Origin of the sequence: Methylobacterium sp. B1 (genome assembly GCF_000333255.1) — a bacterium.
Taxonomy (GTDB): domain Bacteria; phylum Pseudomonadota; class Alphaproteobacteria; order Rhizobiales; family Beijerinckiaceae; genus Methylobacterium; species Methylobacterium fujisawaense.
Genome location: NZ_BACT01000965.1, coordinates 1 through 11,779, shown reverse-complemented (window position 1 = coordinate 11,779; position 11,779 = coordinate 1). Strand labels below are relative to the sequence as shown.

At 70.5% G+C, this 11,779-nt stretch carries 7 protein-coding genes; 4 read left to right on the top strand and 3 right to left on the bottom strand.

Annotated elements, in window-relative coordinates:
• The 3 genes from I53_RS26995 to I53_RS26985 all read right to left on the bottom strand — a co-directional run.
• Window positions 1–781, bottom strand: a 781-nt coding sequence (locus tag I53_RS26995) for an MFS transporter (protein ID WP_043356724.1), incomplete at its 3' end; no start/stop codon positions are given.
• Window positions 782–868: 87 nt separating this feature from the next.
• On the bottom strand, window positions 869–2,155 hold the full coding sequence (locus I53_RS26990) for an MFS transporter (RefSeq protein WP_043356721.1): 1,287 nt from the start codon (window positions 2,153–2,155) through the stop codon (window positions 869–871).
• A 37-nt stretch (window positions 2,156–2,192) separates the two neighbouring features.
• Window positions 2,193–2,549 carry a MarR family winged helix-turn-helix transcriptional regulator gene (locus tag I53_RS26985; RefSeq protein ID WP_251982471.1) on the bottom strand — a complete coding sequence of 119 codons (357 nt, stop codon included), beginning with the start codon at window positions 2,547–2,549 and terminating at the stop codon, window positions 2,193–2,195.
• A 242-nt stretch (window positions 2,550–2,791) separates the two neighbouring features.
• Here I53_RS26985 and I53_RS26980 point away from each other — a divergent pair, with 242 nt between their 5' ends.
• The 4 genes from I53_RS26980 to murD all read left to right on the top strand — a co-directional run.
• Window positions 2,792–7,804 carry a UDP-N-acetylmuramoyl-L-alanyl-D-glutamate--2,6-diaminopimelate ligase gene (locus tag I53_RS26980; protein ID WP_083936171.1) on the top strand — a complete coding sequence of 1,671 codons (5,013 nt, stop codon included), beginning with the start codon at window positions 2,792–2,794 and terminating at the stop codon, window positions 7,802–7,804.
• 20 nt (window positions 7,805–7,824) lie between these two features.
• On the top strand, window positions 7,825–9,273 hold the full coding sequence (locus I53_RS26975) for a UDP-N-acetylmuramoylalanyl-D-glutamyl-2,6-diaminopimelate--D-alanyl-D-alanine ligase (protein ID WP_043356718.1): 1,449 nt from the start codon (window positions 7,825–7,827) through the stop codon (window positions 9,271–9,273).
• Window positions 9,274–9,350: 77 nt separating this feature from the next.
• Window positions 9,351–10,436: a phospho-N-acetylmuramoyl-pentapeptide-transferase gene (gene mraY / locus I53_RS26970; RefSeq protein WP_043356717.1), complete on the top strand. Its 1,086-nt coding sequence runs from the start codon at window positions 9,351–9,353 to the stop codon at window positions 10,434–10,436.
• A gap of 201 nt (window positions 10,437–10,637) precedes the next feature.
• Window positions 10,638–11,779, top strand: a 1,142-nt coding sequence (gene murD, locus I53_RS26965; protein WP_043356715.1) for a UDP-N-acetylmuramoyl-L-alanine--D-glutamate ligase, incomplete at its 3' end; no start/stop codon positions are given.

Below are 11,779 nucleotides of genomic sequence, written 5' to 3'. Positions count from 1 at the left end.
CGGTGTCGAATAGCTGCTGAGCCGAGCCGACGTAGCCCATGATGCACCCGGTCATCAGGCCGAGCGCGGTGGCATAACCGACGGCGACGCGCGTCTTCAGGGTCAGGCGGATCGCCTCCCAGGTGGCGGCGGGCGAGAGCGGCCGGCGGTATTCCGGGTGCAGCGTCTCGGGCATGCGCAGGGAGAACCAGACGGTCAGCCAGAAGGCCAGGACCAGCATCGAGACGAAGACATAGACCCAGGAGCCCAGCGCCAGCATCATGCCGCCGACCGCCGGCGCGATCATCGGGACGATCAGGAACACCATCATGGTGAACGACATCACGCTCGCCATCTCCCGGCCGGCGAAGCGGTCGCGCACGATCGCCACCGAGAGAACGCGCCCGCCGGCTGCACCGATGCCCTGGATGATCCGCGCGGCCAGCAGCCAGCCGAAGCTCGGCGCCATCATCGCGAGCCCGCAGCCGACCACGTAGACGGCGAGGCTTGCGAGCAGCACCGGGCGCCGCCCGAGGGCATCGGAGACCGGTCCGTAGACGATCTGCGCGAAGCCGAAGCCGATCATGTAGACGTAGACGAGAAGTTGCAGCCGGTTCGGATCCGGCACTCCGAACCGCGCCTCGATGGCCGGGAAGGCCGGCAACAGATTGTCGATCGAGATGGCCGTCACCGCCATCATCAGCGCGATGATGGCGACGAACTCGGCAAATCCCGGTCCGGACCAGGGGCGCGGGGTCCGGACCTCCTGGACCGGCGGCAGGGGCCGGATCGCGACTGTCAAAACGGGCTCTCGGGATGCGCTGGGAGGAGCCGATCAGGGCTCCTCCTTCGCGGCGCACTTATGACGACCGCGCTCACCCCGCGCAGTTCAGGCCGGCAGCGGATGCAGGGCCGGCGCGGCCGGCTTGCGGCCCACGAAGGTCGCCATGAGAGCGGCAACGAGGCAGAGCAGGCCGGCCGAGATGAAGGCGCCGAAATAGGTGCCGCTTTCGGTGCGGATCATCCCGCCGAGCCAGGCTGCGGAAGCTGCACCGATCTGGTGAGCTGCCGCGATCCAGCCGAACATCAGGGCCGCGTTCTCTTCGCCGAACGACTTGCCGGCCAGCTGCACGGTGGGTGGCACGGTGGCGATCCAGTCGAGCCCGTAGAACACCGCGAAGAGGGACAGGCCGTAGAAGCTGAAGTCGAAGGAATAGGGCAGAAAGATCAGCGAGAGGCCGCGCAGCCCGTAATACCACGCGAGCAGCTTGCGCGAGTCGAACCGGTCGGTGAGCCAGCCCGAAGCCGTGGTGCCGATCAGGTCGCAGATCCCCATGAGGGCCAACAGGCCGGCAGCCGTCACTTCGGCGATGCCGTGGTCGATACAGGCCGGGATCAGATGCGTGCCGACCAGGCCGTTGGTAGAGGCGCCGCAGATGAAGAACGTGCCGGCGAGCAGCCAGAAATCCCGGGAGCGCAGTCCGATCCGCAGGCCGCGCAGCGCCCGCAGGGCCGGATTCTCGGTGAGGACCGGCGTCGGCGTCACCACGGTCTCGCCGTAGCGGGGCAGGCCGAGATCGGCCGGGCGATCCCGCATCAGCAGGGCCACCAGCGGGATCAGGGCCAGGGTCGCGGCCGCGACCACCAGGGAGACCGAGCGCCAGCCCTGGCCGACCGCGAGGGAGGCGAGCATCGGCAGGAAGACGAGCTGCCCGGTGGCGCTGCTCGCCGTCAGCATGCCGAGCACGAGACCGCGCCGCTTGGCGAACCAGCGTCCCGCCACGGTGGCGCCGAGGACGTTGGCGACCATGCCGGAGCCCGAGCCGACGACGATGCCCCACAGCAGCACCATCTGCCAGGGCGCGGTCATGAGGCTCGTTGCGGCGGTGCCGAGCGCCAGGATGAGGAGCGCGCCACAGATGCAGCGCCGCAGCCCGAACCGCTCGATGATGGCGACCGCGAAGGGCCCGATCATCCCGTAGAGGAAGATGTTGAGCGCGATGCCGACGCCGATCGTCGCCGCGGTCCAGCCGAATTCCCGCTCCCACGGCACGATCAACACACTCGGGGTGGCCCGGACGCCGGCGCCGACAAGCAGCACCAGGAAGGTCACCGCGGCGATGATCCAGGCATAATGCAGCGGCGGCTTGGCGTGCGTGTCGGCGATGACGGACATGAACGGCCTCTGGAAAGGGCGGATTGCGGCGGATCGGTCAGGAGACGGAGGTCAGGGCGTCGGCGAGGGCAGCCACGGCCGCTGGCTCGACCCGCGCGTTGATGCGCGCCTGGGCGTCGCGCCAGTACGGCGTCGCCGCCGCGATCGCCTCGCCGCCGGCCTCGGTCAGCAAGACCACGCGTTCGCGGGCGTCGGCCGCGCCGGGCGCGATTCGCACGAGGCCGCGACGCTCCAGCGGATCGAGGTTGCGGCCCATCGTGGTCCGCTCCAGGGCCGCCTCCGCGGCAAGTCGCGTCACCGGCGTCGGTCCGAGCCGCTGCAGCAGGCGCAGGATCGCGAACTGCGTCACGCGCAAACCCACCGGCCGCAACGCGGCGTCGTAGGTCGTGGTCACCGCCCGTGTCGCCCGCCGCAGGGCTGAGCAGGTGCAGAGCTCTTGAGGACCATCACCGGAATGAATGTCGGCCATAATATGTGCATATACACCCTTCTCGTCGGCGGCAAGGCGCATCTGCGGTGAGCCTGACGGTTTGCGCCGATCGATACTGGCGGGCCGGCAAACCGGCGGGGGTGTCATCGACACGGCGGAAGACGCTGCTATCGCTTGGATGAGTGACCCGGTTCGGGAGACGCGCGATGACACTCGAAACCGCCACGGCCTTGTCTTCCTCGGAGCAGAAGACGGCCCGAACGGGATTGATCGAGGCGGCCGCCGACATCGTGACCGAGCAGGGCGGACCGGGCGGCTTCGTGCGCGACCTGTTCGGCCGCGTGACACCGGAGGATCTGGCCTCCTACGACGCGGGGACTCTCGCCGATCTCGCCGCGCGCGCCCGTGCCTTCCTGGCTGAGCCGCGCCGGCCCGGTGAACCGGCGCGGTTGCGCCTCAGCGAGGGGGCCCTCGTCCGCGGTGGCCGGGCGCGCGAGATGACGATCCTCGAAGTCGTCAACGACAACCGGCCCTTCCTCCTCGACTCGACCCTCGCCGAACTGACCGAGCAGGGCCTGTCCCCGCACCTCGTCGCGCACCCGATTCTCGGCATCGAGCGGGATGGCGGCGGCGGTCTGATACGGGTCGTCGGCGAAACGACGGCCGATGCCCAGGGCAGCCTGGCGCGCGAGAGCTTCATCCACATCCACCTCGACCGGCTGGCGGCCGAGGCCGGCGAGCGGCTGCTGGACGCCCTCGCGGCGGTCTACCGGGACGTCGCTCTGGCGACCGACGATCACGACGCCATGCTGGCGCGCGTGGCGGAACTCGCGACCGATCTCGGCCGCGCCCCGACGCCGATGCCCGAAAGCGAGATCGAGGAAGCACGCGCTTTTCTGGAGTGGCTGACAGAGGGCCAGTTCCTGCTCCTCGGCATGCAGCAGCACGGTATCGACGGTGAGGGGCATCCCCTGGTCGAGGGGTCGAGCCTCGGCGTGCTGCGCGATCCCGGCGCCACGCCCCTGCGCCGGGGCCGGACCCCCGTGGACTACACCCCCGAAATCCTCGCCTTCCTGGAGGAGCCGCAGCCCCTCATCATCACGAAGGCGAGTGTGAAATCCCGCGTCCACCGCTCGGCCTTCCTGGACTATGTGGGCGTCAAGCTCTTCTCCGGGCTCGGGAAGCTGTCCGGTGAGGTGCGGATCGTCGGCCTGTTCACAGCGTCGGCCTATACCAGCCCCGCCCGCGAGGTTCCGGTCCTGCGCCGGAAGGTGGAGGCGGTGGTCCAGCGCGCCGGTCTCGACCCGACGAGCCATGCCGGGCGAAGCCTCCTCGCCGTACTGGAGAGCTATCCGCGCGACGAGCTGTTCCAGATCGACATCGAGCGGCTCTACCGGTTCACCCTGGCCATCGCAGCCCTGGCCGACAGGCCGCGGGTGCGCGTGCTCTCGCGCCCAGACCGGTTCGGCCGCTTCGTGTCGCTCCTCGTCTACGTTCCGAAGGACCGCTACGATTCTGCGGTACGAGGCCGGATCGGCACCTACCTCGCCGAGGCCTATGGCGGCCGGCTGAGTGCCGCCCACCCGGACTATCCGGAGGGCTCCCTCGCCCGGATCCACTACATCATCGGCCTGTCCGACACGGGAAGCCCGGAGCAGGACCCAGCGGCCCTCGAAGCCGGCATCACCGCCCTGGTCCGGACCTGGGGCGACGCATTGCGCGAGGCGCTCGCGGAGGCTCACGGCGGCGACCAGGCGCGCATGCTGGCCGCCCGCTACGGCGACGCGTTCTCGGCCGCCTACCGGGACAATTTCCAGCCGGAGGTCGCAGTCGCCGACGTGGCGATCCTCGAGCGCCTCGGCGACAGCCAGCCGCGGGCCGTGCAGCTCGGCCGCCGACAGAGCGACTCGGCCGCGCAGGTCCGGCTGAAGGTCTTCTCGCGGGGCGCCGCCATCGCCTTGTCCGACCGGGTGCCCGGCCTGGAGAATCTCGGCTTCCGCGTCATCAACGAGCGCACCTATCGGGTCGTGCCGACAGGGGCCGAGGATGGCGCCCGAATCTGGCTGCACGACATGCTGATCGAGCGCGCCACCGGCGTCGCGATCGATCTCGACGCCCTGGAACGGCCTCTCGAGGCTGCGATGCTCGCCATCGCCGACGGAGCCGCGGAATCCGATGGCTACAACCGCCTCGTCCTCGAAGCCGCCCTCCCCTGGCGGGAGGCCGCCCTCCTCCGGGCGCTCGGTCGCTACCTGCGTCAGCTGCGCATCCGGTACGGACAGGACTATCTCGCCGGTACGCTGAGCCGGCATTCCGGGATCACGCGGGACATCGTCGCCTTGTTCCGCGCCCGGTTCGATCCGGCACTCGTCGGCGACAGGGCCGCCCGAGAGGCCGAGATACGCGCCGGCATCGAGACCGCGCTCGCCGAGGTCACCAGCCTCGACGACGACCGGATCCTGCGCCGGTTTGTGAACCTCGTCGAGGCCGCGGTGCGGACCAACTTCTTCCAGAGGGGTGCCGACGGCCATCCCCGCGAGACGATCAGCTTCAAGTTCGCCTGCGCCCGGGTGACGGCGATGCCGCTGCCGAGGCCCCTCTTCGAGATTTTCGTCTACGCCCCCCGCGTCGAGGGCGTGCACCTGCGCTTCGGCTATGTCGCCCGCGGCGGCCTGCGCTGGTCTGACCGGCCGGAGGATTTCCGCACCGAAATCCTCGGGCTGGTGAAGGCTCAGCAGGTGAAGAACGCCGTGATCGTGCCGGTGGGCGCCAAGGGCGGCTTCTTCCCCAAGCGCCTGCCTCCGGCGTCAGACCGCGCCGCCTGGATGCAGGAGGGCACCGAGAGCTACCGGATCTTCATCCGGACCCTCCTGGAACTCACCGACAACATCGTCGACAACGCCATCGTGCCGCCGCCGGACACGGTGCGGCACGATCCCGATGACGCCTATCTCGTGGTCGCCGCCGACAAGGGCACCGCCACGTTTTCGGACATCGCCAACGCGCTTTCCCTCGAGAAGGGTCACTGGCTGGGTGACGCCTTCGCGTCCGGCGGCAGCCAGGGCTACGACCACAAGGGCATGGGCATCACTGCCCGCGGCGCCTGGGAGGCCGTGCGCCGGCATTTCCGCGAGATCGACGTGGACGTGCAGACCGATCCGATCGCCACGGTCGGCGTCGGCGACATGTCGGGGGACGTGTTCGGCAACGGCATGCTGCTCTCGAAGAGCATCCGCCTCATCGCCGCCTTCGATCACCGCGACATCTTTCTCGATCCGGCCCCGGATGCGGCCACGAGCTTCGTCGAGCGGCGGCGGCTGTTCGATCTGGGGCGGTCCTCCTGGGCGGATTACGACAAGAGCCTGATCTCGGAGGGCGGCGGCGTGTTCTCGCGCAGCCTGAAGACGGTCCCGCTCTCCGCGGCGGTCCGGGCCGCCCTCGATTTCGACCGCGCCGAGGCGACGCCAACCGAACTGATGCAGGCGATCCTGCGGGCGCCGGCCGACCTCCTGTGGTTCGGCGGTATCGGAACCTATGTTCGCGCGACCACCGAGACCGACGAGGATGCCGGCGATCGCGCCAACGACGCCGTCCGGATCACCGGGGCGGAGCTGCGCGCGAAGGTCGTCGGCGAAGGTGCCAATCTCGGCCTGACGCAGCGCGGACGAATCGAGGCGGCGCGCGCGGGCGTCCGGCTGAACACCGACGCCATCGACAACTCCGCCGGCGTGAACACCTCGGATGTCGAGGTGAACATCAAGATCGCCCTCATGACGCCGGAGCGGGACGGCCGGCTGAGCTACGAGGCGCGCAACGCCCTGCTCGCCGACATGACCGACGAGGTCGGACGTCTGGTCCTCCGCAACAACGAGTTGCAGACGCTCGCCCTGTCGCTCGCCCAGCGCGGCGGACTCGGCGAGACCGGCTTCGCCGTGCGGACCATGCAGGCGCTGGAGGCGGAAGGCCGCCTCGACCGGACGGTGGAGTTTCTTCCCGACGACGTCGCCGACGCGCGCCGGTCGCTCGCTCTCGCCGCGGCCCGCCTCGCCGGCGCGCAGCCCGGGACCGTGGTGGCCGTCACCGGCACCGCCGGCAAGAGCTCGGTGGCCGACTTCGTGCGCCAGATCCTGGCCCGCCTCGGCCGCGACGCCGCGAGCCTCGGCACCGTCGGAATCGTCACGAACCGCGGCGCGCAGTACGGCTCCCTGACCACCCCGGACCCGGTGACGCTGCACCGGACGCTGGCGCGTCTCGCCGCCGAGGGCGTCACCGACCTCGCCATGGAGGCCTCCTCCCACGGGATCGAGCAGCGCCGGCTCGACGGCGTGCGCCTCGACGCGGCGGGCTTCACCAATCTCGGGCGGGACCATCTCGACTACCACGCGAGCATCGAGGAATACCTCGCGGCCAAGCTGCGCCTGTTCACAGACCTGCTGCCGCCGGGCTGCCCGGCCATCGTCAATGCCGACGGCGCCTATGCCGAGCGGGTGATCGCCGCGGCCGAAGGCGCAGGACGTCCGGTCCGCACGGTCGGGCGTGGCGGCCGGGATCTGCACGTCGAATCCGTCCGGACCGAGGGGTTCGCGCAGGCCGCCCGGGTCCTGTTCGCCGGCCGGGCCCGGGATCTGCGCCTGCCGCTCGTCGGCGAATTCCAGGTGGAGAACGCCCTGGTGGCGGCCGGCCTCGCCCTCGCCACACCGGCGGGCGCCGCCGATCCCGACGGCGTCTTCGCCGCGCTCGACCATCTCACCGGCGTCCCCGGCCGCATGGAGCGGATCGGCGAGGCGCGGGGCGGGCTCTGCCTCGTCGACTACGCCCACAAGCCGGAGGCCCTGGAGAGCGTGCTCGCCGCGCTCCGCCCGTTCGCGTCGGGCCGGCTGATCGTGGTCTTCGGCTGCGGCGGCGACCGCGACCGGGGCAAGCGGCCGCTGATGGGCGCCATCGCGAAGCGGCTCGCCGACGTCGTCATCGTCACGGACGACAACCCGCGCACCGAGGATCCCGCCACCATCCGCCGGGCGATCCTGGACGCCGCTCCGGGCGCAGAGGAGATCGGCGACCGCTCCGAGGCGATTCACAGCGCCGTCGGCCGGCTCGGACCGGGCGATGTCCTGGTCGTGGCCGGCAAGGGCCATGAAACCGGCCAGATCGTGGGGAATCGCACGCTGCCGTTCTCGGACCATGCGGTCCTGCGTGCCGCGATTGCCGCGGCGGCCTGAGGACGACGGGGGAATCGACGATGACCGCACTCTGGACGCGGGAGGAGCTGGAATCCGCGACGGGCGGCCGACTGATCGGCCCCGAGCGCGCCATCGGCGGCGCCTCGATCGACACCCGCACGCTCCAGCCCGGCGACCTGTTCTTCGCGATCCGCGGCGATGCACGCGACGGCCACGACTTCGTTCCCGACGCCCTGGGCCGCGGGGCCGGCGCCGCGGTGGTGAGCGCGTCCCGCCTCGGGGACCTCGCGTCCCACGGTCCCGTCCTGGCGGTGCCCGAAGCGGGCGCCGACCCGGTACTCACCGCGATGGTGCGTCTCGGCGCCGCCGCCCGCGCCCGGACACGCGCGCAGGTCGTGGCCGTCACCGGCTCGGTCGGCAAGACCGGGACCAAGGAGGCGCTGCGCCACGTCCTGGCCGAGCAGGGGGAGACCCACGCCTCGGCGGCCTCCTACAACAATCATTGGGGCGTGCCCCTGACCCTGGCGCGGATGCCGCGCTCCACGCGCTACGGCGTGTTCGAGATCGGCATGAACCACGGCGGCGAGATCGTGCCGCTGACCGCCCAGGTCCGCCCCGACATCGCGCTCATCACCACCATCGCGCCCGCCCATATCGAACATTTCGCCTCGCTCGCCGCCATCGCGGACGCCAAGGGCGAGATCTTCTCCGGGCTCCAGCCCGGCGGCGTGGCGATCGTCAACCGCGACGTCCCGCATTTCGACCGGCTCGCGGCCCACGCGCAGGCCTCCCGGGCGGGACGGGTCGTCACCTTCGGCGAGCACCCGGATTCCGACGTGCGCGCCCTGAAGATCGTGCTCCGCCCCGACCTGTCGGTGATCGACGCGGCGGTGATGGGCCAGCCCGTCACCTACAAGCTCGGCACGGCCGGACGGCACGCGGCGCTGAATTCGCTCGGCGTCATGGCGGTGGTCCACAGCCTCGGGGCCGACCTCGCCCGCGCCGCCCTGTCTCTGGGCAGCCTGACGCCGCCGGCGGGCCGCGGCGAGCGCACCGCCCTCGAGATCGGTGGCGGCACCGCCTACCTCGTGGACGAGAGCTACAATGCCAACCCCGTCGCGGTCCGCGCGGCGCTGGCGACGCTCGCCGGGATCGAGACCGGACCCCGCGGACGCCGGATCGCGGTGCTGGGCGACATGCTGGAACTCGGCGCCGCCGCGCCCGACCTGCACCGCGGCCTCGCGGAGGCGATCGAGGCGGCACGGATCGACCTCGTCTTCACGGCCGGTCCGCTGATGCGCCACCTGTTCGAGGCCCTGCCGGTGAGCCGCCGCGGCGCCGTGACCGACACCGCCGCCGACCTGCTCGAGCCGCTCGCCCGGAATCTCAGATCCGGCGACGTCGTCATGGTAAAAGGATCGAACGGCAGCCGCATGGGCCGGATTGTCGAGGCGCTGAAAGCCCGCTACGCGGTCGATCCGACCCGGCGGACCCAGGCCGTCCCGTGACCGGCACGTCCGCGCGTTCGGCGCAGCCGGCGCCGCTCCCCGAAACCTGAGCCTGAACAAGGGGGCCGAGCGCCCGGATGCTGTACCTTCTCTCGGACCTGAGCAGCGCCTTCACGCCGCTCAACGTGTTCCGCTACATCACCTTCCGCACCGGCGGCGCGCTGTTCACCGCGGGCCTGTTCGTGTTCTGGTTCGGCCCCTGGATCATCTCGCTGCTGCGGATCCGCCAGGGCAAGGGTCAGCCGATCCGCGAGGACGGGCCGCAGACCCATCTGCTGACCAAGCGCGGCACGCCGACCATGGGCGGCCTGATGATCCTGGCCGGCGCCGTCGTGGCGATCCTGCTCTGGGCCAACCCGCGCAACCACTATGTCTGGGTGACGCTGACCGTCACGCTCGGCTTCGGTGCGATCGGCTTCTACGACGATTACCTCAAGGTCACGAAGCAGTCGCACAAGGGGTTCTCGGGCAAGTTCCGCCTCGCCCTGGAGGCCGTGATCGCCATGGCGGCCTGCTTCACCGTCGCGGTCTATTCCCCCGCCGCCCTCCAGAACCAGCTCGCCTTCCCGGTGTTCAAGGACGCCCTCCTCAATCTCGGCTGGTTCTACCCGCTGTTCGGCGCCTTCGTGATCGTCGGGGCGGGCAATTCCGTGAACATGACCGATGGCCTCGATGGCCTGGCGATCGTGCCGGTGATGATCGCCTGCGGCACCTTCGGGTTCATCGCCTATCTCGTCGGCAACTCGTTCACCGCCAGCTATCTGCAGGTGAACTACGTCCGCGACACGGGCGAACTGGCCGTGGTCTGCGGCGCGGTGATCGGTGCCGGTCTCGGCTTCCTCTGGTTCAACGCGCCGCCGGCCCAGATCTTCATGGGTGACACCGGCTCCCTGGCGCTGGGCGGCCTGCTGGGCTCCATCGCGGTGGCGACGAAGCACGAGATCGTCCTGGCCATCGTCGGCGGGCTGTTCGTCCTGGAGATGATGTCGGTGATCATCCAGGTTGCCTCGTTCAAGCTCACGGGCAAGCGCGTCTTCCGCATGGCGCCGATCCACCACCATTTCGAGCAGAAGGGCTGGAAGGAGCCGCAGGTGGTGATCCGCTTCTGGATCATCGCGGTGATCCTGGCGATGGCCGGTCTGGCGACGCTGAAGCTGCGCTGAAAAACTGTGCTAGAGGGGCGATGAAAGTGGGCGATCCCACGCTCGCCCTCATCCTGAGGTGCTGCGCAGCAGCCTCGAAGGAGCCCTCCAGCCGGCCACGCGATCCCTGGAGCCCTTCGAGACCTCCGCTGCGCGCCGGCACGACGGGATGAGACGGCGGGCGGGATCGGCCGGGTTCGGCTGCCGCATCCAGAGTTCCGCATGACCCCCGTCACCGTTTTCCAGGAAAAGACCGTCGCCCTGTTCGGACTCGGCGGCTCCGGACTTGCCACGGCGCTGGCGTTGAAGGCCGGCGGCGCGGGGGTGCAGGCCTGGGACGACAATGCCGACAGCCTCGCGCGGGCGCGGGAGGCCGGGATCGAGACGCGGGACCTGCGCGAGGCCGACTGGTCCGGCTTCGCCGCCCTCGTGCTCAGCCCGGGCGTGCCGCTGACCCATCCCGAGCCGCACTGGAGCGTCCGGCTCGCCCGGGACGCGGGCGTCGCGATCATCGGCGACATCGAGCTGTTCTGCCGGGAGCGGCGGGCCCAGGCGGCGGGGGCGCCGTTCGTGGCGATCACCGGGACCAACGGCAAGTCGACCACCACGGCGCTGATCGCCCATGTCCTCGCCCAGGCGGGCCGCGACGTTCAGATGGGCGGCAATATCGGCACCGCGATCCTGTCGCTGGAGCCCCCCGCGGCGGACCGCGTCCACGTGATCGAGATGTCGTCGTTCCAGATCGACCTGACGCCGAGCCTCGACCCGAGCGTCGGCGTGCTGATGAACATCACCCCCGACCATCTCGACCGCCACGGCACCATGGAGCAGTACGCGGCCATCAAGGAGCGTCTGATCCAGGGCGCCGGCCTCGCGGTGGTCGGCATCGACGACGCGCCGAGCCGGGCGATCGCCGACCGGCGCGGCGCCGACCTCGTGCGCGTCCACGTGCCCCACGGCGACGTGCTGTGCACCGACGCGCTGACGGTGCGCGAGGGGATCGTCCGCGACGTCGACGGCACGGCGCTCGCGGACGTCAACGGGATCGGCTCCCTCCGGGGGGCACATAACTGGCAGAATGCAGGCGTTGCGGTGGCGGTGGCGCGGGCCCTCGGCCTGTCGCCGGAGCAGATCCAGGCGGGTCTGACGTCCTTTCCGGGTCTGCCGCACCGGATGGAGGAGGTGGGACGGCGCGGCCACGTCCTGTTCGTCAACGATTCCAAGGCGACCAACGCCGATTCCACCGAGAAGGCGCTCACCGCCTTCCGGGACATCCACTGGATCCTCGGCGGCAAGGCCAAGGAGGGCGGCATCTTCCCGCTGGTGCCGTATTTCGAGCGGGTCGCCCACGCCTACCTGATTGG

Excerpts from the sequence above, each read along its gene's own strand:
- mraY (WP_043356717.1), top strand. The coding sequence starts at position 9,351 with ATGCTGTACCTTCTCTCGGACCTGAGCAGCGCCTTCACGCCGCTCAAC.
- I53_RS26980 (WP_083936171.1), top strand. The coding sequence starts at position 2,792 with ATGACACTCGAAACCGCCACGGCCTTGTCTTCCTCGGAGCAGAAGACG.
- I53_RS26975 (WP_043356718.1), top strand. The coding sequence starts at position 7,825 with ATGACCGCACTCTGGACGCGGGAGGAGCTGGAATCCGCGACGGGCGGC.
- I53_RS26990 (WP_043356721.1), bottom strand. The coding sequence starts at position 2,155 with ATGTCCGTCATCGCCGACACGCACGCCAAGCCGCCGCTGCATTATGCC.